General features: G+C 54.5%; 20 protein-coding genes. 9 read left to right on the top strand and 11 right to left on the bottom strand.

Annotated elements, in window-relative coordinates; translation table 11 throughout:
• Positions 1-11: 11 nt before the first annotated feature.
• The 6 genes from argH (at position 12) to Ga0123461_RS01195 (ending at position 5,624) form a co-directional block, all read left to right on the top strand.
• Entirely contained in the window at positions 12-1,391 is a 1,380-nt protein-coding gene (gene argH / locus Ga0123461_RS01220) for an argininosuccinate lyase (protein WP_100276680.1), read from the top strand.
• On the top strand, positions 1,391-1,828 hold the full coding sequence (locus tag Ga0123461_RS01215) for a hypothetical protein (RefSeq protein ID WP_100276679.1): 438 nt from the start codon (positions 1,391-1,393) through the stop codon (positions 1,826-1,828). The genes argH and Ga0123461_RS01215 overlap by 1 nt, the downstream gene beginning before the upstream one ends.
• Position 1,829: 1 nt before the next feature.
• Positions 1,830-3,023, top strand: coding sequence for an aminotransferase class I/II-fold pyridoxal phosphate-dependent enzyme (locus tag Ga0123461_RS01210; RefSeq protein WP_100276678.1), 1,194 nt, complete (start codon positions 1,830-1,832; stop codon positions 3,021-3,023).
• An 11-nt stretch (positions 3,024-3,034) separates the two neighbouring features.
• Positions 3,035-4,237, top strand: a complete 1,203-nt coding sequence (locus tag Ga0123461_RS01205) for an alanine racemase (protein WP_100276677.1) — start codon at positions 3,035-3,037, stop codon at positions 4,235-4,237.
• Positions 4,238-4,328: 91 nt separating this feature from the next.
• Positions 4,329-5,150, top strand: a complete 822-nt coding sequence (gene dapD / locus Ga0123461_RS01200; RefSeq protein ID WP_100276676.1) for a 2,3,4,5-tetrahydropyridine-2,6-dicarboxylate N-succinyltransferase — start codon at positions 4,329-4,331, stop codon at positions 5,148-5,150.
• Positions 5,151-5,177: 27 nt separating this feature from the next.
• On the top strand, positions 5,178-5,624 hold the full coding sequence (locus tag Ga0123461_RS01195; RefSeq protein WP_100276675.1) for an SRPBCC family protein: 447 nt from the start codon (positions 5,178-5,180) through the stop codon (positions 5,622-5,624).
• Between the two features lie 78 nt (positions 5,625-5,702).
• Here Ga0123461_RS01195 and Ga0123461_RS01190 read toward each other — a convergent pair whose 3' ends face one another.
• The 6 genes from Ga0123461_RS01190 to Ga0123461_RS01165 form a co-directional block, all read right to left on the bottom strand.
• On the bottom strand, positions 5,703-6,140 hold the full coding sequence (locus Ga0123461_RS01190; protein ID WP_100276674.1) for a nucleoside deaminase: 438 nt from the start codon (positions 6,138-6,140) through the stop codon (positions 5,703-5,705).
• A 58-nt stretch (positions 6,141-6,198) separates the two neighbouring features.
• On the bottom strand, positions 6,199-6,591 hold the full coding sequence (locus Ga0123461_RS01185) for a Rieske (2Fe-2S) protein (RefSeq protein WP_418288918.1): 393 nt from the start codon (positions 6,589-6,591) through the stop codon (positions 6,199-6,201).
• A gap of 144 nt (positions 6,592-6,735) precedes the next feature.
• Positions 6,736-7,869, bottom strand: a complete 1,134-nt coding sequence (locus tag Ga0123461_RS01180) for a heme biosynthesis HemY N-terminal domain-containing protein (RefSeq protein WP_100276673.1) — start codon at positions 7,867-7,869, stop codon at positions 6,736-6,738.
• Complete coding sequence (locus Ga0123461_RS01175; RefSeq protein WP_100276672.1) at positions 7,869-8,894, bottom strand: hypothetical protein; 1,026 nt, start codon at positions 8,892-8,894, stop codon at positions 7,869-7,871. The genes Ga0123461_RS01180 and Ga0123461_RS01175 overlap by 1 nt, the downstream gene beginning before the upstream one ends.
• 16 nt (positions 8,895-8,910) lie before the next feature.
• The gene (hemB, locus tag Ga0123461_RS01170) at positions 8,911-9,900 is read right to left on the bottom strand and encodes a porphobilinogen synthase (protein ID WP_100276671.1); all 990 of its coding nucleotides are present in this window, start codon (positions 9,898-9,900) and stop codon (positions 8,911-8,913) included.
• Positions 9,901-9,915: 15 nt separating this feature from the next.
• Positions 9,916-10,692, bottom strand: a complete 777-nt coding sequence (locus tag Ga0123461_RS01165) for a uroporphyrinogen-III synthase (RefSeq protein ID WP_100276670.1) — start codon at positions 10,690-10,692, stop codon at positions 9,916-9,918.
• Between the two features lie 273 nt (positions 10,693-10,965).
• Between Ga0123461_RS01165 and recQ the strand changes: the two genes are divergently transcribed.
• A complete protein-coding gene (gene recQ / locus Ga0123461_RS01160; protein WP_100276669.1) occupies positions 10,966-13,134 on the top strand; it encodes a DNA helicase RecQ in 2,169 nt (722 codons plus the stop codon).
• 60 nt (positions 13,135-13,194) lie between these two features.
• Here the strand turns inward: recQ and arsC are convergent, their stop codons facing one another.
• From arsC to Ga0123461_RS01140, 4 genes are all read right to left on the bottom strand, one after another.
• Entirely contained in the window at positions 13,195-13,539 is a 345-nt protein-coding gene (arsC, locus tag Ga0123461_RS01155; protein ID WP_100276668.1) for an arsenate reductase (glutaredoxin), read from the bottom strand.
• A gap of 19 nt (positions 13,540-13,558) precedes the next feature.
• Positions 13,559-15,667 carry an ATP-dependent helicase gene (locus Ga0123461_RS01150; protein WP_100276667.1) on the bottom strand — a complete coding sequence of 703 codons (2,109 nt, stop codon included), beginning with the start codon at positions 15,665-15,667 and terminating at the stop codon, positions 13,559-13,561.
• Complete coding sequence (locus tag Ga0123461_RS01145; RefSeq protein ID WP_232710268.1) at positions 15,660-17,447, bottom strand: chloride channel protein; 1,788 nt, start codon at positions 17,445-17,447, stop codon at positions 15,660-15,662. The genes Ga0123461_RS01150 and Ga0123461_RS01145 overlap by 8 nt, the downstream gene beginning before the upstream one ends.
• Positions 17,448-17,596: 149 nt before the next feature.
• Positions 17,597-18,199, bottom strand: a complete 603-nt coding sequence (locus Ga0123461_RS01140) for a hypothetical protein (protein ID WP_100276666.1) — start codon at positions 18,197-18,199, stop codon at positions 17,597-17,599.
• A gap of 148 nt (positions 18,200-18,347) precedes the next feature.
• On the opposite strand from Ga0123461_RS01140, the gene Ga0123461_RS01135 reads away from it, so the two are divergent.
• Positions 18,348-18,734, top strand: coding sequence for a hypothetical protein (locus Ga0123461_RS01135; RefSeq protein WP_100276665.1), 387 nt, complete (start codon positions 18,348-18,350; stop codon positions 18,732-18,734).
• Positions 18,735-18,776: 42 nt separating this feature from the next.
• Complete coding sequence (locus Ga0123461_RS01130) at positions 18,777-19,934, top strand: MFS transporter (protein WP_100276664.1); 1,158 nt, start codon at positions 18,777-18,779, stop codon at positions 19,932-19,934.
• On the opposite strand, the gene Ga0123461_RS01125 is transcribed toward Ga0123461_RS01130, so the two are convergent.
• Positions 19,928-22,174: a heavy metal translocating P-type ATPase gene (locus Ga0123461_RS01125; RefSeq protein ID WP_100276663.1), complete on the bottom strand. Its 2,247-nt coding sequence runs from the start codon at positions 22,172-22,174 to the stop codon at positions 19,928-19,930. The genes Ga0123461_RS01130 and Ga0123461_RS01125 overlap by 7 nt on opposite strands.
• Between the last annotated feature and the right edge of the window lie 35 nt (positions 22,175-22,209).

Here is a 22,209-nt window from a genome sequence, read left to right as displayed (position 1 = left end):
GGATAGCCAATATGTCTGAAAAACCCTGGGGTGGCCGTTTTGAGTCCCCTACCAATGAATTTGTAGAAGCATTCAACGCATCAATCGATGTGGATGCACGCATGTATGCCGAGGATATCGCCGGTTCGCGTGCACATGCTAAAATGCTGACGGCACAAGGCATCCTCTCTCACGAGGACTGCAACGCTATCCTGCGTGGACTGGATGAAATTCTCGGTGAGATTAACAGCGGTGAGTTTGAGTTCACGATTGCACTGGAAGATGTGCATATGAATATCGAAGCTCGCCTGACCGACAAAATCGGCGATGCGGGCAAACGACTGCACACGGCACGTTCCAGAAACGACCAGGTTGCTACCGATACCCGCCTCTACCTGCGTCGACGCACAGTCGATATCATGGGGCGCATCCGCCACCTGCAGAAGGTTCTCGTGTTGCTTGCGGAGGAGCACGCCGAAACAATCATGCCCGGCTTTACCCACCTGCAGACTGCACAGCCGGTAACTCTGGGGCATCACCTGCTCGCCTATGTCGAAATGTTCAAGCGCGATGCAGGCCGCTTTGCCGATGCCTCAGCCCGCATGAACCGCTGCCCCCTGGGCTCAGCCGCCCTTGCAGGAACCACCTTCCCGATCGACAGGCACATGACCGCAACCGAACTCGGTTTTGACGGCCCGACCGATAACTCGCTCGATGCCGTATCCGATCGCGATTTTATTATGGAGTTGCTGGCTGCCGCTTCAATTACCGCCGTCCACCTCTCCCGTTTTTCCGAGGAGCTGATTCTCTGGATGAGCGCCCAGTTCCAATTTGTCGATCTGCCGGACGCCTTCTGCACCGGCTCATCCATTATGCCTCAGAAGAAGAACCCGGATATGCCTGAGCTAGTTCGCGGCAAAACAGGGCGCATCATCGGCGGCCTGGTTGCCATCCTGACAACAGTTAAAAGCCTGCCTCTGGCCTACAACAAGGATATGCAGGAGGACAAAGCTTCGATCTTTGATGCCTTCGATAACCTCGAAGGAAGCCTGCGCGTTTTCGGCGACATGCTGCCGGGCATGAAGGTCAACAAGTCGATCCTGCACGCTGCAGCATCATCTGGCTTTGCGACTGCAACCGACCTGGCTGATGCCCTGGTGCGCGCCGGCGTACCGTTCCGGGATGCACATGAGATTGTCGGCAAGTCCGTCGCCCACTGCATAAAAGAGGGCATTGAACTACATGCGATGGATGAGGCTGCCTGCATCTCCATAGACGATCGACTGAGCGCAGATATGGTGCGCGCACTTTCAGTAGAGAGCTGTGTGGCTGCCCGTGATCATATTGGCGGCACTGCGCCGAATCAGGTGCGCCTTCAGGTTGCTGCCTGGAAAAAGGAGCTGGAAATATAATGAAGTCTAATCGTCTGTTTCACACGCTATCTCTCCTGATTGTCACTGCCCTGCTGCTGACTGGTTGCGGCCGTAAAGAGGCGCCACAGATGGCGACTGACCCTTCGACGAAGCCGCAGCTGCTGAACCTTCAGCATCAGGTGGTGGGTAATGTGCTTGAGTTGACCTATACCCTGCAGGGCAACCCGAAAGGGATCGGCTTGCAGATTGATCGCACCGAGATCGACCCCTACTGTCAGTGCCCCGGTTTCTGGCAGCGTTATCAGGAAGATACCCCTATGGCCAACAATGTTGGCGTCGAGGCGAAGAAACTTATCAACCTGAAAGTAGCGGATAAAGAGTGGCTGTTCCGTGTGCGCGCCATTGATGTGAACGGGTCTTTTAGCCCGTGGAGCAAAATGATTCGAGCTAGCGGCGTAGACCTGTTCAATAAATAATATGCCTGACAAATCAAATCAACCTCGCCTTGAACAGCTTGGTGCTTATCCATTTGAGCGCCTGAAAGACCTGTTTGACGGCCATACCCCCAACCCTGAACTGCCTCACATCGATGCCGGTGCCGGAGAGCCACGCCTACCACTGCCGGGTTTTGTCGCAGATACGCTGAATAAAAACCTCGGCGGCTTCTCAAAATATCCATCCACCATCGGTGGCATAGAGCTGCGCAGTGCGATTGCCGCATGGCTGAAACGTCGTTACAACCTTGCAGAGGTCGACCCTGTCACACAGGTACTCTCAGCCAACGGAACCCGTGAATCACTCTTTGCCATTGCCCACGCGCTGGTTAATCCGGACACACAAAATGGCGAGCGCCCTTATGTGTTGATGCCCAATCCGATGTATCAGATCTATCTTGGCGCAGCGATTACTGCCGGTGCTCAGCCATGGTTCCTGCCCTGCACCCAAGCCAGTGGCTTTGCCCCCGATCTTGCTTCGGTTCCTGAACATGTATGGGCCAACACGGCGTTGATTTATGTCTGTTCGCCTTCAAACCCTACCGGCTGGATTGCCGATGAAGCGTACTACAGAGAACTTCTTGAGCTGGCCGACCGCCACGACTTCTCCATTGTATCGGATGATTGTTACTCGGAGATTTTCTGGCAGAAGAAGCCCGCCGGGCTTCTTGAGGTCGCCGAAAAACTGGGCCGAACCGATTTCTCCCGTTGCCTGGTCATGAACTCGCTCTCCAAACGCTCCGCACTTCCCGGCATGCGCTCCGGCCTCATCGCAGGGGATGCAGAACTGATCAAACGCTTCACCAAACTACGCAGTTATACAGGTCCAGCCACGCCACTGCCGCTACAGCATGTGGCTGCTGCGGCATGGTCGGATGAGGTGCATGTTGCCCAGCATCTGGATGTTTATCGCCAAAGCCTGAAAGCCTTTTTCGGTGTTTATGGTGGTGATATTCCGGCTGGATCATTCTTTGTCTGGCTGCCTGTTGCGGATGATGAGGCCTTTGCCCTCGCTGCCTACGAGCAGCAAGCAGTAACCATACTGCCCGGCACCTATCTCGGTGCAGAAGATAGCAACGGCATCAATCCCGGCGCAGGCTTCATCCGTGCAGCCCTGGTCGATGGACCTGATGCCGCAAAAGAACTTGCCCGCCGCCTGAAAGCGGTAAGAATCTAGAGGCCCTGACCATGAAGACACCTCAAAATGTTGAAGCCACTTTGCGCGAGCTTGCCGAAAAGGGCGATACACTGAACTGCTATATCTACGACACAACCGAGATGCGCAAAAAGATCGCCCACCTGAAGAATATCATGCCTGCAGGTGTTGAAGTTTTTTATGCGATGAAAGCGAATCCGCATGCCGCATTCCTTGCTGCCGCCCTCGAAGCGGGAGCCAGGGGCATCGAGATCGCCAGCCTTGGTGAAGCTGAAAAAGCCGTTGCAGCTGGCTTTGATGCCTCCGGCCTGATCTACACCGGCCCCGGAAAGTCGAAGGAAGAGCTCTTCTGGGCAGTAGACAATAGCATCCGCACCGTACATATCGAGTCGCTCACCGAAGCCCACCGACTAAATGCCATTGCTGAAAAAGCGGGGAAGACTCAAGACATCCTGCTGCGCATCAATGCCGACTTCGACATCCATGAAGCCCAGACCACCTTCTCCGGTGGATCCAAGAAGTTCGGTATCGATGAAGAGAAGCTCAGCAGCATGCTGCCGCAGATCGTGGCACTTGAATCACTCAACTTCCGCGGCCTGCATGTCTATGCCGCCTCAGGCGTCCTCAACGTGGCAGACCTGCTGAAAAACTGTGAACTGGTATTCGGCATGGCCAAGCAGATTGAAGCCGATCATCCCGAACTGCTCTGTGATATTATCGACTTTGGCGGTGGTTTCGGTGTTGACTACCTTGAAACAGATCACGATTTCGACCCACAGGCCTATGCCGATGGACTGAAAGCGCTGATTGAGAGCTACGGCTATCAGGGGCGCACCTTTTTCCTGGAACTTGGCCGCTACCTTGCAGCAGATTCTGGCTGGTTCTGCACCGAGATCCTTGATATCAAGGATTCGCGCGGTAAAAAACAGGTGATCTGTGCTGGTGGCATCAACCATTTCCGACGCCCCGCTGCACTGGCAATTAACCACCCTCTGGCCATTGTCTCACTAGAAAAACAGATTGTGTTCGACGAACAAGAGTCCATCCGCAGCGAATCGGTCTATTTTGGTGGCCCTTTGTGCACCGGTGCAGACAAACTGGCTAACAATGTCTATGTAGAAAGCGCTGATATCGGTGACATTGCTGTATTCGGCCTGGCTGGCGCCTACGGACTGACGATGTCAAACATGGAGTTCCTCAGCCATGAGCGGCCACAAGAGATTGTCTTAAGCTGAACCGGAACCCTCGCTGGTGCTGGATTGCAGCAACCAAAGCGATATACTCGTTTCACATTAAATATTATATGTTAATCAACAGGAGTTGCCCGTGAATCATTTGCAGAAAGTCATTGAAGGTGCTTGGGATACCAGAGCCGAGTGGGATATGCGCTCAGCTACGGCTGAAGTGCGTGATTCAGTCGAGCATACCATTCAGCTTCTGGATGACGGTGGTGTCCGCGTTGCAGAGAGAGATAATGAAGGCAACTGGGTTACGCAGGAGTGGCTGAAAAAAGCAGTACTGCTCTACTTCAAGCTGCACGACAATCAGGTCATCCATGGTGGCGGCACAAACTACTATGACAAGGTTCCACAGAAGTTCGCCAACTGGGGCGAGGATATGTTCCGCAAAGGCGGCATGCGCGTTGTTCCTCCTGCTTCGGTTCGCAAGGGTGCATACATCGCACCGAAAACCGTGCTGATGCCCTCTTATGTCAATATCGGCGCGTACGTTGATGAAGGCACCATGGTTGATACCTGGGCCACTGTCGGCTCCTGTGCCCAGATCGGCAAGAACGTACACCTCTCCGGTGGTGTTGGCATTGGCGGCGTACTGGAGCCACTGCAGGCCACCCCCACCATCATTGAGGACAACTGCTTTATCGGCGCTCGCTCCGAAGTGGTTGAAGGCGTCATCGTTCGTGAAGGCGCAGTGCTTTCGATGGGCGTTTATATCGGCAAGTCGACTCGTATTTATAACCGCGCAACCGGTGAAACAACTTACGGTGAAGTTCCAGCCTATTCGGTGGTGGTCTCAGGCTCCATGCCTGGCAAAGCCGGTGGTCCGAACCTTTACTGTGCAGTTATCGTTAAAACCGTCGATGAAAAGACCCGCTCAAAAACCGGTATTACCGAGCTGCTGCGCGAATAACGCTTCCCGCTACCACAAGGAGGTTTTGTGCCCTTAAAAAAACTTGAAACCAGCATTGAGATCAACCGTCCTATTACTGACGTCATTGCATTTGTCGATGACTGCAATAACGACCCTATGTGGCAGACATCGATACTGGATTCGCGAAAGATGAGCGAAGGCGAGCCAAGTGTCGGTTCGGTCTATCACGTGAAGGAGAAGTTCCTCGGCCGCGTGATTGAGCAGGACTGGACAGTGACCGAGCGTAACGCGGACGGCAGCTACTGGGCAGCCAAGAGTTTAACCGGACCGTTTCCAATGGAAGCATCGATGAAGTTCGAGGAGAATGGTGACTCCACCCTTGTTCACCGCACACTGAGCATTGATGTAGGGCGCTTCTTTAAAGTGGCATCACCTGTGGTCGGACACATTGCCAAACGCGAGCTGGAGATGGATTTTGCCAACCTAAAGGAAATCCTGGAATCAAGCGCTTAACCGCCCTTCTTAAAAAATAAAAAAAGCTCCGAAAATCGGAGCTTTTTTTATTGTGAGAGCAGAATATGAGAATCCACCCTACTCACCAATATCTTCATTCCACAACGCTGGATTGTTTTGGATAAAGCTCTCCATAAGTTCTCTACACTCCTGGTTATCAACAATGACCACCTCTACACCTCGCGACCGCAAGTACGCTTGCGGGCCACAAAATGTACGATTCTCTCCAACGACCACCTTCGGAATCCCGTAGAGAAGCACTGCACCACTACACATGTCACAGGGGGATAGTGTCGAGTAGAGCGTTGCGCGGCGATAATCAGATGCCTTGATGCGTCCGGCACTCTCCAGGCAGTCCATTTCCGCATGCAATACGGCACTTCCCTGCTGTACGCGCCTGTTGTGACCACTGCCAACGATTCGGCCATCTATCACGAGAACCGATCCGATAGGAATACCGCCTTCGGCTACCCCTTTTTTCGCTTCTTCAATCGCAGCCTGTAAAAAATCATCCATAGATTATATCCGTCCGTTACAATGCTGGAGAGACAATGGTCCAGCAACTTGGATCATCCTATTCACAGCCTGAATCATCCGCTGCAACGGGAACGACAATCTTATCGCCATCCTCGCGAAAATTCAGAGGGAAGAGACCACGGGTGCAGGGACCGGAGAGGCATTCACCGGTAAGCGGCTGGAAGTGGGCGTGGTGTACATGGCAAACCAGCTGCTCGCCATTCTCAGAAAAGAACTGGCCTGGAACCCAGTCCAGCGGTGCGCCTGCATGTGGGCAGCGGTTTCTCCATGCCCTGAATTGCCCCTGATAGCAGATCAAAAAACCCTGCTCAATTAAATCTGCATATTGCCCATTGGAGAGAGGCACCCTTGCCTTAAGATTGAAACAGACAGCCTCACCCTCTGCCGGCTTATTCACTTCTTGCCAAGCAAGCTGATCAGTCAACAACACATCCTCCGGGTACACTGTGAGAATAAAGAAGCGCACATAAAAAATAGGCGACCACCCGTCGGTGGTCGCCAACACCTCCAAGTGAGGTGTTATCTTCTTTCACTACTATTTTAGACCATATGGCCAAATAAGCAAAGTTGGAAATCAGGCCTCAAGTACCCTCTGATAAGCATTGGATGCTTTTTCATAATCACCCGCTTGCCGGTACCAGGTTGCTAGACTCTGCCACGCATCCGCACTGTTCGCGGACTCGGCAAGTGCAATCATCTGCTCAAAAGCAAGCCCTTCGAGCTTGGCTGCATGTGCCAGCTCCGCTTTTAACCAGCACTGTGCCTGGTTGAGCTCACTGTCACTCTTTGACTCCAGCTTACGATAGGCACGCAGCGCATCCGCGCTCTGGGTGACGAGCAGCGCATCTGCAATATCAATCGAATCGTGCTTTTCAAGGTGTGATGTCCAGAGGCGCGTTGCAGTCAGGGTTTCGCCCGACACAATCAACCCCAGTCCGTAGGCAAGCAGCACATTATGATCGTCTGGCAGCAACCGGTATGCCTTCCTCAGGTATGTCATAGCCTGCTCAGGAGATCCCTCTGAGAGCCTGATGTAAGCTTTGGCAAGGCGCGGTTTCACAGAGTGGGCTGAGCGATGTCCCTGCTTCCACTCCTCTTCAAGAAGGGCCACAAGTCCAGACCAGTCACCCTCCTCCTCGGCTATATCAGCCTTACGACTAATGGCAAGCGGAGCTCCAGGGTGGACATGCAACCATGCATCAATATGTGCCTTGCAAGAAGCAAGGTCAGGCTTCGGATGCGCAGAGGGATCAGTCGCAATGCGAGCAGCCAGCACAGTGACCAGTGGGTCATCATGCTCTTGCAGCACCTGCTGGTCCTTGGCCGGCACTGCGAGCACCTTCAGCATCTCCATAATCCAGTCAGGAAGAACACCCTTGGCGCGTTTCAGGGACTTAACACCGAAGTCACCGCGATGATCCAGCCATTGGGCAAGACCATCACGCAATCTCTTTTCTCGCCGCTTACGGCTACCCATGCGAACCGAGCGCCAGACTGTGCCAGGGCCGGAGAAGATCGCCCGCACAATCGAGCGCAACAGCCAGAGCAGCATTAGAAGCGCAAACAGCGCAATAAGGAATGACCCCTGACGGGTTTCGAAAATCCACCCAAAAGCCTCAAGTCGAAGGTGCTGATCGGCAATATCGGGGAATGCTATCAGGGCTCCGGCAGTAGCCAGTGCGATAATGAGAAGGAAAATGAGGCGCATTAAAACTCCCCCTTGCGGCTCTGCGTCCACAATCGGGCAGAGTCGCGCAATGTTTTCATATCTTCCTGAATGGCCGAGAAGTCATCCGGAAGTTCAAGATCAATAGCTGATTCACTACTGTCAGCCTTCATCTCCTGTGCATGCAGCAAAAGCTCAGCATGCAGGCGCTGCCATTCGCCATCAGTCGGCCAGTTCTCCAGCATCAGGGCCCGCGACACATGCAGCAAGCGCTCACGAAGCGAACTTAATCGGCGCGCCTCCTCACTCGGAGCCTGGCGGAGGTGGAACTGCCCCACGATCCAAGCAAGCCACGGATGCTCGGGTTTGGGCATAACATCGGCATGCACCGGGGTCGAGAGGGCATCCGCCCACTTGTTCAGCGAGGCCTGCCATTGGTGCAACTTCTGTACATTGCTGCGGGCCAGCGCATGCATCGCCTCTGCCTTTTGTCGCTCTGCATCACTCAAACCGGGAAGCAGCGAGATCTCCTCCCAGGCAAGTTGAATCTGAGCTGCACGGCTTGCCGGGTCGGTAATCCAGCGCAGGCGCACCTGCAGGTTCATCCGCTGCTGCTCAAGCAAACCGCTTCTAAGCGACTTCTGCGATGCCTCCATACTCTGAAGTTCCGAGCGCAACTGATCGATGGTAGAGAGCAACGCCTCGGCCTCTGCGGAGGCTGCAACATGATTGCTTTCAACAGTATCAACAGGCTCTGGCTTTACCTGCTTGGGGGCCTGCTTATAGAGAGGTTTTACCTCAGGTTCATCCAAAGCCACTTCTGGCTGCGAAGGTGTCACGTCGCTTTCAATAGCCAGTTGCGACTCAACTGTTGCTTTGATGGAGTCCAGCAAAGGCATGAGCTGGCCATTGGCGGCCAGTCCACCGCCAATAATGACAAATACCAGCAGAAAAAAGCCGACAACTTTGGAAGAGGTGCTCGACGACTTTACCTTTTTTTCCGGGGATGCGGAGGCAGCGTTCGCACTCTCGATTTCGCCCCTGTTCTCGTCCTTTTTTTCAGACATACGCTATTGCTCTCCGTTATCCCTTGTCTTCGTTCAGCCAGCGCGCCACGTCCAGCGCATGATAGGAGAGAATCAAATCAGCTCCTGCTCTCTTGAAACTGAGCATGGTCTCCAGCACGACACGTTTTTCGTCAATCCACCCTTTTTCAGCAGCTGCTTTCACCATCGCGTACTCGCCCGAAACATTATACACCGCCATCGGCAGGTTGGTGGCATCTTTGACTTCGCGGATAATATCCATGTAGGCCAGACCCGGCTTGACCATCAGCATGTCCGCCCCCTCTTCGACATCCAGCCACGCCTCTTTAAGCGCCTCGCGGCGGTTGGCCGGATCCATCTGATAGGTGGCACGATCGCCGAAGGCTGGAGTGGAGTCAGCGGCATCGCGGAATGGGCCGAAATAGCCCGAAGCATACTTCACAGCATAGGAGATGATTGGAATATTCTTGAATCCGGCTTCATCCAGTCCTTCACGGATCGCAGAGATCATGCCGTCCATCATGCCTGATGGGGCCACGATATCGACACCAGCTTCAGCATAGGAGACAGCCTCCTTCTGCAGATTGGCCAGCGTTTCATCGTTATCGACATCCTCGCCGTGCAAAACGCCGCAATGGCCATGGTCGGTATATTCACAGAAACATGTATCGGCAATAACGCAGGTTTCTGGGCTGGCCGCTTTAGCTGCACGGATCGCTTTCTGCACGATGCCCTGATCATCCCAGCCACCTGAACCAACGGCATCTTTTTCTGCAGGGATACCGAACAGGATGATGCCGGGTATGCCAAGTGCAGCAACCTTTTGAACCACCTCCCCAACCATGGCGAGTGGAATGCGTGACACGCCCGGCATACTTGCCACTTCACGCGGTGAATCGATTGTCTCATCGACAAAAATCGGATAGATGAAATCATCTACGGAGAGTGTTGTCTCGCGCACCATCTTCCGGATTGTGGCTGTTCTGCGCAGGCGGCGTGGACGTATAACAAGGTCGGAAAACGACATCAGGAAACCCCTCTTTCAGGAACGATTAGCATCAAAATACTCAGCCAGAGTATCGAGCATGGACTCAAAACTAGCGTTTTTTGCGACAACCTGCACCCTCAGACCGAGCTTTTCCGCTGCCTCTGCCATCTGAGCGCTGATCACCACAACAGCAGGCAGGTTAGCCAGCTCTATAGAGCCTATGCGTTGCAGGTAAAAGCGGACTGCTTTTGTACTCCCCAAAAGCACGGCGTCGATACGGCTTGCCTTAAGCATGGCAATGATCTCAGTCGCATCCTTTGCCGGGCAAACTGTCCGATAGGCGGCAATGGTTTCCACCGAAATCCCCTGCTTCTGCAGTGCCTCAGCTAGCCGGTTGCTGCCCTCTTCGGCACGAAAAAAGAGAAGGCGTGTCGGCAAACCGTGAGTGGCATAAGCATTTACCAGCCCTTCCTGTGAGGCAAGAGCTGGAACAATGTCAACATGGATGCCAAGCTCAGCGAGCGCGGCCGCCGTCTGCTCACCAACTGCTGCGATGCGCTTGCCGGTCAGGAGCGCCTTTAACTCCTGGCTGTTTTCTCTGCAGAAAGCGTCGAGGCTGAGTACGCCATTGGTGCTGGTAAAGAGCACATCACTGCACACTTGCAGTGATCTGGCACCCTCCTCAACCGCATGTGATAGAAGCTCGAGCCCAAGGCAGGGAAAATCGATGGCAACCGCACCACGCGAACAGACCTCCCGGCTCAGACTGGCCAGCTGGTGCTCCGCCCGTGTCAGCAGAATATGTTTACCCTTAAGTGGCGAAGAACTCATGTGTGTAATCATGCAATAAGTTCGGACCAATCGCCACGCCGAATCACCATACAGCGAGAGGCTCGCCCCCCCTATGCTGAGAGAAAAAATGATCAAAATGCTTGCCAGATTTCCACATCTGTGGTGAAATGATGTAAGAAGCCGGTTGTAATCTTCATTACACCCATGGATGGGTTCTGAAATCAACGCATTTATTGATAAATAAGGCCCGGACAGATCAGTTCCGGCATATGAATATTCAGTCCGCTATTGGTCGGCTGTTAGAGGAAGGAAATGGCAACAAAAAAGGTAAAAGAAGACGCTCATAAATTACTCAAGGATATTTTCGGATACGATGAGTTTCGCCCGATGCAAGAGGAGATCATTTGCAGCCTGCTCGACGGAAAGGATGCATTTGTTCTCATGCCGACAGGCGGCGGCAAATCTCTCTGTTATCAGATTCCCGGCATTATGCGCGAAGGCACAGGCATCGTTGTATCGCCACTGATCTCATTGATGAAAGATCAGGTGGATGCACTCACGGCCTGTGGCGTAAAGGCCGCTTACTACAACTCGTCTCTCAAGGCTGCTGATGCCAAGGATGTTCTGGAACGTTTTGAGTCCGGTAATCTTGATCTGCTTTATGTTGCGCCGGAACGCCTGCTTTCAAAAAGTTTCCTGCAGAAGCTGGAGAAAATTAAGATCTCCATGTTCGCCGTTGATGAGGCGCACTGTGTTTCTCAATGGGGCCATGATTTCCGCCCTGAGTATGTGCGTTTGGGCGAACTTCGTGAAGTCTTCCCGGATGTACCAATGCTGGCGCTTACAGCAACTGCTGATGAACACACGCGCGAAGATATCAGCGAACGCCTGCAACTTACCAAGGCCCAGCGCTTTGTTGCCAGCTTTGATCGACCAAATATCCGCTACCTGGTGGCCGAGAAACGTCAGCCGCTGACTCAAATTTTGCAGTTCCTTGAGGGCTGGCCGAATGCATCGGGCGTGATCTACTGCCTCTCACGCAAGCGTGTGGAAGATCTGGCTGTAAACCTGCAGCGCCACGGCATCAGTGCGGCCGCCTACCATGCCGGCATTCCGGGGCGCTCGCGTGAAAAGGTACAGGATGATTTCCTGCGTGATCGCATTAAGGTGATTGTTGCGACGATCGCATTCGGCATGGGTGTGGATAAACCCAATGTCCGTTTCGTAATCCATCATGACCTGCCGAAAAGCATCGAGTCCTACTATCAGGAAACCGGTCGTGCCGGCCGTGATGGACTGGAGTCCGAAGCATTGATGCTTTATGGCTCTGGTGATGTAAACCTTGTGCGTCGTCTGATCGAGAACGTTGAAAACATCGACCAGCGCCGTGTTGAGGTGCACAAGCTAAACAGCATGGTGGCCTTCTCCGAGGCGCTGACCTGTCGTCGCCGTGTTCTGCTCGGTTACTTTGGTGAAGCTCTGGACGAGCCATGCGGCAACTGCGATATCTGCCTTGATCCGCCGGCCACCTATGATGCAACAGAGTTTGCCCAGGCAGTACTGGATTGCGTACGTGAATTGAAGGGCCACTTCGGCATGGGATATATTGTCGATGTACTGCGCGGCTCCACCAATGCCCGCATCCGTGAGAACAAACATGATAAGCTTAAGAGCCATGGAACAGGTGCAGATCTGAACGCCGATGAGTGGACCTCGATTCTCCGCCAGCTCGTCCATCACGGCTATTTCATCCAGGATGTTTCCAAGCGTGCCGCGATGCTGGCCACCAAAAAAGCAGACCACATCGGCATCGGTGACCCGATTATCCTGGCCAAGTATCAGCCGGGCATTAAGCGCCAGTTCAAACGCCTGGGCACAGCTCGTGATGAGCCTCTGTTCAAGAAGCTGGTCAAACTGAGAGAAACGATTGCCGAAGACGAGGATGTGCCACCGCACGTGGTGTTCAGTGATGTCACACTAACCGAGATGGCTCAACGCAAACCGACCACTGTTGATGCCCTGCGCACGATCTCCGGTGTCGGCCAGCATAAGCTGGAGGCATATGGTGAGGCGTTCATCAAGGTGATAGGTGTGCATCTTGAAAAATCGGACAGCGCATCTGAAACTGTCGGCGGCAAGGATATTCCCAAGCTTATTGCCAAGGGCCCCGGGTTGACTGAGACGCAGACCTATACCCTCTCCCTGCAACGCAAAGGAGGCATGTCGATCGATGAAATTGCCGCCGAGCAAGGCGTCAGTAGAGCGACGGTGCTTAAACACTATGTCGCCATCATCCGTGCAGGTCAGTATATCGATGTACCTGGCTTTATCGGAAAGGATTTCGATACGATCATGGCAGAGCTGGATGATGCTGATCCCTATGCATCGCTAACTGAAATCAAACGCGATCTCACTGTTGACCTGGACAATGATGAGTTCCGTCTGATTCTGGCATGGAGAGAAGCGATCGGCGTCGCTTGATCAACTTAAGATGAAATAAGGCCCGGATTATTGCCCGGGCCTTTTTTTGTGCCATCTACTTTATAGAATATCTAACACGCTCTCAGGTGGCCTGCCAACTGCTGCCTTCCCCCCATTAACGACAATCGGTCGCTCAATCACCTTAGGATAAGAGACCATCAAAGCGATCGTCTGGGCACGGTTGAGCTCTTTGCCTTTGATCTGCTCCTTGAATTCAGCCTCCCCGGTACGCATCAGCGCAAGCGGCTCGATATCCAGCATGGTCAGGATGTGATCCAATTCAGCTTCGCTTGGAGGTGTTATAAGATACTCGATAATCTCCGGTTCGAGACCCTCCTCTCTGATCAGGGCAAGGGTTTGCCTCGACTTGCTGCATCGCGGGTTATGGTAGATTTTCAGGCTCATGCTGTTCTCCCTTCTTTTATTAAATCATCTGTAAAGCAGCATACTTCAGCATCAGTCTTTTGATTCCGGCCCGTTTGAACTGAACAGTAACACGTGATGCGTCACCGGACCCTTCCAGTGAGAGGATAACCCCCTCGCCGAAGCTCGGGTGGGCAACGTTGCTGCCAATGGATATCGAAGTGGATTGACTCATACCAATCGCCGAAGGAGCTGTTGCCCCCTCCTGAGCGAGAAGCTCGGGGGATATTTTCTTGATGAAACGGCTGGGAAGCGGGTAGTGCGACTCTCCGAACATGCGACGCAGCCGGGCTGACGTCAGCAGCAGGTGTTTGCGTGCGCGGGTGATGCCGACATAAAGAAGTCTGCGTTCCTCAGAAATGCCATTCATACCCTCATCTAGGGCCCGCTGATGCGGCAGTTGCCCCTCTTCAACACCGGGAAGAACCACGCAGTCAAACTCCAGCCCCTTGGCACGGTGCAGACTCATCATCGAAATCGCTTCAGGTTCATCATCACGATCATCGTTACGCTGCATCTCTTCGCTGTTCTGCAGCAGCGCGGCCCGATCCATGAACTCCACCGGCGTCAATCCCTGCGCCATCGACATTTCGATATACTCCTGCAGAGTCCTGATATTCTCCAGACGCGAGGCCGCTTCGATCTCTCCCAGTGCTTCGATGCTTTTCAGGTAACCGCTCTCATCCAGTATGATCCTCAGACCGCGATCAGGCATCTCATCCAGGTCACCCTGCAAGCTCTGTATCAGCAGAGCCATGGGGGCAACCTTCTTTGCCGCCCCTTCCGCGCTCCCTGTTGCAATCAGCCCCAGCCACTCACATGCCCTCAGTCCTGAAGCAGCGAGTTGCTCCATCAGCTGCTCCTGCCCTTTGAGCCCGAGCCCTCTTTTTGGCCTGTTACAGACACGCAGCAGCTGCAGCGCATCGCCACAGCCGTTAAGCAGCGACCAGTAAGCCAGTGCATCCTTGATCTCCATACGCTCGAAGAAACCGACACCACCGATCATACGGTAGGGCACCTGCGACTCGCGCAGCACCTGCTCCAGCACCAGCGACTGGCGATTGGAGCGGAAGAGAATCGCCATCTCGCTCCATGGATACCCCCTGCTCCGCCAGCCCTCAAGCTGAGCTGCGATGCGGCGCGCCTCATCGTAATCGTCGTTGCAGACCTTCCAGTGGGGTGTTTCCCCCTGTTCATGTGTTGCTTTCAACACCTTTTCATGGCGGTCTTCATTTTCCCGGATCACCGCATTGGCCAGCTCCAGAATAGCTGCGGTGGAGCGGTAGTTCTCCTCCAGCCGGTGCAGGCCTGCGCCGCTCCAGTGGCGTTCGAAATCGAGAATGTGGGAGACATCGGCACCACGCCAGCCATAAATACTCTGATCATCATCACCAACAACGGTCAGGTTGCGATGGCCCGCACAGAGCAGCATCAGCCACTCATGCTGGATCGGATTGGTATCCTGATACTCGTCGACCAGCACACAATCAAAACGGCTTCTCAGTGCTTCGGCGATATCCTTAAAATCGCGCATCAGCAGCACGACATTGAGAATCAGGTCGGAGAAGTCCATGCGCTCGTGCTGCTTCAACTGCGCTTGGTATTCGCCGTAAAGCTCGCGCATATCGATGCCGTTCCAGCCATGTTCAGGTGCCTGTGCAGGTGTCAGGCCTGCATGTTTACAGTGTTCGATCCAGCCGATCAGGTAATTCGGATGCAGACGATCAGTGGCGATATTGCGTGATTTCAGCAGTCGCTTAACCAGTGCCTTCTGATCATCGGAATCAATCACCTGAAAAGAGCGGGGAAATCCAAGTGCATCGGCATAGCGGCGCAAAAACCGGAGGGAGAGCGCATGAAAGGTACCTGATGTGACGCCACCACCATCATCACCGATCAGCATGGAAAGGCGTGCCTTGAGTTCTGCAGCGGCCTTGTTGGTGAAGGTGACGGCGAGAATCCTGTGTGGTGCAATACCGCGCTCTGCAATCAGGTGACCGATGCGGTGTACGATGGTGCGCGTTTTACCGGACCCTGCTCCAGCCAAGATCAGCTGAGGGCCATCGCCAGACTCAACCGCCTGCTGCTGGGCGTTGTTCAACTCACTCATGGTCACGCTCGCCATGTTTGACGATCAGCTTGTGATAGGTGGAGAAGATCGCATTTCGCGACAGTATCCCGAGCACTTTACGGGAATTGTCATCAGAGACGACAGGCATCTGCTCGAACTCAGCACTATCAAGGATATGGATGGCATCAAGCAGGCTGTCCGACTCACGAACGGTAAGTACATTGCGGTTGGCCACCTCACTTGCAACTACAACCTGATCCAGCGCAGGATCTATCAGCCACTCCTGCAGATCGCCAAAGGTAACAATGCCGACCATATCGCCATCATCATCGACCACCTGCACACAGCCCTTGCCTGAACCGGTATAGACCTGCTTCAGCTCCTCCAGCTTGGCATGTTCGGAGACACGCGGGATCGAGCGCCAGGGAATCCTGGTGATGGGCACAGAGCGCATCCAGGACTGCTCTCGCCCCCAATGTGTTTCAATACCGCGCTCTTCCAGCGACTCGGTAAAGACCGAAGCACGGCCAAAGGAGCGGGCCGCCATGGTTGCCACGCTGCAGGCGATCATCAATGGCAGCATAATGTGATAGTCAGCCGTCATTTCAAACACGATCAGCATCACCGTCAGCGGTGCCTGCAGGGCAGCAGCTGTCAGGGCACCGCAGGCCACCAGCGCATAGGCACCATAACTTTCAGAGTAGGAGGGTGAGATGGCATGCGCGATATCGCCGAACAGCGCTCCGACTGTGGCTCCCAGAAAAAGGGCCGGGCCAAAAAGACCGCCGGGAAAACCTCCCGCAGCACTCAGCACCACCGCTATCATCTTAGCAATCAGAACAATCGCCAGAAAAGCGCTTAACGGCAGAACAATGCCCACCAGCTCCGGGTTGATGCGTTCCAGCATCATATCTTCCACGAAGCCATAACCAATCGACATCACCTGCGGTATCGCCAGCCCCATCAGGCCAATGACAAAACCGACAGCAGCAGGCCTTAACCTTCGGTTTGGAAGTATGCGGGCAAGCCATGCACGTGTAGGCGCCATCGATTTGATGAAGCCGCTGGCAACGATGCCACAGAGCACACCCATGAGCATATATGCCGGGATCTCCCATACACTGATCAGATGGTATTCGGGAACGGTAAAAGCCGGGAAGTTGCCCACCTCGGAGCGGGCAATCGCCGTAGCCAGAACTGACGCGATAACGATTGGACTGAAAGTGGCGATGGCATAATCGGCAAGAATGACTTCAAGCGCGAAAAGAACACCTGCAATCGGGGTATTGAATGAGGCGGCAATGGCAGCAGCCACGCCACAGCCGATCAGGATGCGCAACTGCTGTTCGGAAAGTCCCGCACGCTGGCCAATTTCAGATGCGATCAATGCACCGAGTGCAACGGTTGGACCTTCTCGTCCCAGACTAGCACCACTGCCGATAGCGATGGCAGAGCCGAAGGTTTCAGTCGCCATCTGATGACGGTGCACGCGGGCTTTATGTTCCACCATATCGGCCAGCACGCCCGATACGCCGCGCAATTCGCCTCCGGGCAGGTAACGCACAGTGATCCAGCCCACCAGAAGGCCACCTACGGTCGGTGCCACCAGATAGATATACCAGGGAAGTGTCTCCATCGCCTTCAACCAGGTGCGCTCACCTGTCCAGAAGAGGCTGACCCATTCGATGGCAAAACGCAGAAGCAGCGAGGCGTAACCGGAAACCACGCCGACCACCACGGCAAGCAGAACAAGGTACACCGTCTCCTTTTCACGCAGCCAGCTGCGCTCAAGGAGCTCCTTCATATTAAATTTTTCCATCAATGCCATTGCGACTCAAGTACCCTTAAGGTGTGATTAGCCCAACAGTAACAGAAATTGAGGCAAGCTCGATAGCAGGCATTAAACAATTGCAGCATCGATGTTGAACATATCGTTACAGCTGATCGCATGGCGTACTCATCAGCCCCCTATGCTGCAAGTTGCACTGCAGCACTGCTCAGCCATTCGTAAACCGGGTAGATGACCACTGCACCGAGCGACAGGTCGAGCAACGGCGTGGCTACAAACAGGCTCAGGGCAATCCATGACAGGCTTCTGCGCCTCTCTGGCGGCAGTACACGCAGAAGCGCATTGTTGGCAAACAGCTCACCGACCAGCAGCAGCGGTAACGGCAACAGATGCAGCGCGACCATACAGAGGTTAAAGTACATCAGCACTTTTGCCCACCAGTGGTGCAGTGGCGGCAGGCCTGATGGGGCCTGATGCGACAGACTCCATGCATAGAGGAAGAAGCCGATGATGCACAGCAGGGCATGGACGAAAAAACGTACAACCGCCGGCCTGATGCCTGAAGAGAGCGGGTTCGGTAGCGCGATGATAACACCGCGATGAAAACAGAGGGCAGCAAAAAAAGGTATCCAGCAACCTTTCCAGGAGATGGCGAAAAAGGGATGCGGCGACGTTTTCCCGCTCACGCGGGCCTCGATCATAGTTACCAGTGTTAATGAGATAACAACCGGCAGGCTGTAGAGAATCAGCTGGCGGACAACAATAGTGAACCACTCATCCATGTTGCATGTTTCCCGGAAATATGGGGCAAGCCCCGCTTAGAGTGATCAATAACAGTTTCATGGTCTGTAAAGGTGTACGAGGTGCAACATTCACGCAAGTCAGAAGGCACGCAGGTGATTTTATTTTCGCCTGCGATAGGCTGCGACCATGGACGCATACCTTCATTCTCTGATCGCTTACGCTATTGTTGTAAACATTGTCGCTATCCCTCTGATACTGCTGGGCAGGAAATTCGGGCTTCGCTGTCATCCCTTCGAATATGTTGTGCTTTACCTGTGCTGGGGGGTATTCGTACTGCTGGTCGGCTCCGTATTTAATGACCTGAACGATGCCATGATGCAGCTTGATGTGAGCAATGGTGCGCTGAACGCAATATTTGGTGTGGCGGGCTTTCTTGCGGGGCTATCTCTGCTGCCCAAGATTCTTTTTGCCAACAAAGGTGCGAACTCGACTCTTCTCACCTCACTGACCTCGGTCTGCATCTCAGTGATCTATGCCAAGTTTGCCGTAATTGCCTTTCTGTTCACGTCCTAGGATGCATAGCACTGTTGCCGTAGTGGGCTGAGCGGTCACATCATGGTCACAGAGTCCTCTCTGAATCACATACGTCTTTTTTACGGGGCCTATTTTGCTGCGATGGGGCTGGTGCTGCCCTTCTTCCCGGTCTATCTCGATGGCCGCGGGTTCGATGCTGTGCTGATCGGTTTTATGACAGGGCTTCTGGCGCTGGCCAAGGTAGTGGCGCCACCCTGGATCGGCCACCTTCTGGACCGCTCCCCGCATAATCAGGGCCACCGCTTTATTGTAATTGCTTCATGGCTGGCGGCCTTTGCCGCGCTTGTAATCGCCTTTACATTTAATATCTATCTGCTTGCTGTAATCGTGCTTCTTTTCGGCGTTTTCTGGGCTGCGGTACTGCCGCTTACGGATGGACTCTCCGTCTCAGTCTCCGAGTCAGATGTGGCTGATTACGGTCGCTTGCGCGTCTGGGGTTCGATCGGTTTTGTCATCGCCTCGCTGGCTGGTGGTGTCTGGCTGACTGGTGAGAATATCACCACCTTCCCCTATCTTCTTGCGGCATTGATGGTTGTGCTTGCCCTTGCCGCACAGGGTTTCCCCAGAGCGGAGCAGATTCAGGAGCCGGATAGCGGGCGCGCCCCTTTCTGCAGAGATTTCTACCTGCTGCTGATCGTCGCTTTTATCATGCAGGTGTCCCACGGCGCCTATTACGGTTTTTTCAGCCTCTACCTGGTCGATGCCGGTTTCTCCGGCTGGCAGATCGGGCTCTACTGGGTGATCGGTGTACTTGCCGAGATTATTCTGATGTGGCGCTGGTCAAGGTCGGTGCAGAATGTCGCGCCGGCACTGGTATTCAGCATCTGTCTGGCCCTAGCTGCACTGCGCTGGCTGGGTACGGGCTTAACCACCGATGTGATGCTCTTGATCGGCATGCAACTGTTGCATGCCGCCAGTTTTGCCGCCTTTCATGTCTCTGCCATTGCCTGGGTAAAACGGATTGCTCCGGATAGCCGCCATGGTGCTGCACAAGGACTGTTTTCGGCGGCCGGATTCGGGCTGGGAAGCACCGTAGGCATCATGGGCTGCGGCCTGATTGCGGCTAGCATGGGGTACTCCATGGCCTTTTATATATGCGCGGGAATCGCTCTTATCGGCATTCCGTTGGCGCTATTGCTGCCCAGAAAAGGGCTTGCCGCAACAACCGGAACTCATTGACCCCTGTTGTGAGATGACTCAGGCCTGAACAGGCGCAGTCGATTGGCGTTACTCACTACAGTGAATGATGAGAGAGCCATGGCAGCTCCGGCAATCATCGGATTAAGCAGCAGACCGATAAATGGAAAAAGGATCCCCGCAGCTACAGGAACACCCAGCGAGTTGTATATAAAGGCACCGAACAGGTTCTGTCGGATATTGGACATCGTCGCCCGTGAGACCTCAATAGCGGTAATGACACCCAGTGGTGAGGAGCGCATCAGCGTTACATCCGCACTGGCCATCGCAATGTCGGTACCGGCTCCTATGGCAAAGCCGACATCGGCACGTGCAAGGGCTGCAGCATCGTTGATGCCGTCACCGACCATGCCTACGATCTCCCCCATCTGCTGCAGCTCAGCGATTTTCGCATCCTTGTCCGCAGGCATCACCTCTGCGATCACATCATCAACACCAATCTCTTTTGCCACGGCAGCTGCAGTTTCGCGGCTATCGCCGGTCAGCATCACCACACGCAGCCCCTGATCATGCAGTCGCCTCACCGCGTCCCTGCTCTCTTCACGAATGGGGTCGGATACGGCAAGGATGCCGAGCACCTTTCCACCCTCCGCCAGTAGCATCGGGGTTCGCGCTTCAGCGGCAAGGTCGTTTACCTGCTGGTTGACTTCAGCATTCAAGGTGACGCCGTGTGCTGCCATCAGCCGAAGGTTGCCTAGCAGCAGATTACGACCATCCACACGCCCTTCCAGACCAAGCCCCGCATGGGCTTTGAACCCTTTACAGCTACCGCGTTCAAGACCCTGTTCTGCTGCAGCAGCAATGATCGCAGCGGCCAGCGGATGTTCGCTTCCCGTCTCAAGGCTTGCTGCAAGGTAGAGCAGCTCATGGCGACCTCCAGCCAGCGCAATGCAATCGGTAACAGTTGGTTTTCCAAGGGTCAGTGTGCCGGTTTTATCCAGAACGATGGTCGTCAGCTTCCCAGCCCGCTCCAGTGCTTCTCCATTTTTGATCAATACGCCGTATTCAGCCGCTTTGCCGACACCCACCATGATCGACATCGGCGTGGCCAGGCCCAGCGCACAGGGACAGGCGATAATCAGCACCGTCATCGCCGTGACCAGTGCATAGCTGATCTGCGGCTCTGGTCCGGCATAGAACCAGACCAGGAAGGTGATGGCAGCAATGACCAGTATGGTGGGGACAAACACCGCAGCCACCCGATCCACCACCCTGCCAATACGCGGCTTGGAACTCTGTGCCTGCTGTACCATGGCCACAATCTGTGCCAGCACGGTATCTGCGCCTACACGGGTGGCAGAGAAGAGAAAGCTTCCCCGCCCGTTGATGGTGCCGCCGATCACCTCATCGCCAGCCACCTTCTCCAGCGGCATCGGCTCACCCGTCAGCATCGACTCATCCACCAGTGAATGCCCTTCGCTTACTGTTCCATCGACCGGAATCCTTTCACCGGGGCGCACCCGAAGGATATCGCCGATAGCCACCTCTTCGATCGGGATATCCACGTCTTCACCATCGCGCACAATGCGGGCTGTTTTAGGGGTCAACCCCATCAGCCTCCTGATCGCCTCCGATGTTTTACCGCGTGCCCGCATCTCCAGCGCCTGCCCGAGATTAATCAATGCGATGATGATCAATGCCGCCTCGAAATAGATGTGCCGCCCCATCTCAGGCACGGAAGCTGGCCAAAGGGTAATGACCATCGAATAGAGCCATGCCGAGCCGGTACCCGTGGCAATCAGCGTATCCATATCGAACTGCAGGTGACGGAACCCCCGCATTGCACCGAGATAGAAATGGCGGCCTGAATAGACCATCACGGCAAGCGTAACCAGACCAAGCACAACCCAGAAGATGTTGTTCGATGCGGTGGAGAGTTGCGGCAGCCAACCGGCCATGCCGGCGATTAACAGCGGAGCCCCGACTGCTGCGGCAACCATGAACTGCCTGAGCAGCTGCTTGAAACGCAACTGTTCGGCGGCTTCCCGCGCCGTTTCATCGGCTGCAGAGTGAATCTCGGTGGCACTGCGTCCTGTTGCAACAATCGCCGCAATCAGATCGACAGCCTGAACTTCCCCTTCAACCAGACCGCTGCGCTGGGCCAGGTTCACGCTGGCATGCGAGACACCGGGTACGCTGTTCAGCGCCGCCTCAACCTTGGCCACGCAGCCGGCACAGTTCATGCCGTCAATCGCCAGTCGAATGATTTTCAGGTCAGCCATTTTGCTATAATAAGGAAAAGCGGCAGATGGGGAAG

Origin of the sequence: Mariprofundus aestuarium, assembly GCF_002795805.1 — a bacterium.
GTDB classification, from domain to species: domain Bacteria; phylum Pseudomonadota; class Zetaproteobacteria; order Mariprofundales; family Mariprofundaceae; genus Mariprofundus; species Mariprofundus aestuarium.
The sequence above is the reverse complement of the archived record's forward strand: the minus strand, read 5'-3'. Positions and strand labels throughout refer to the sequence as shown.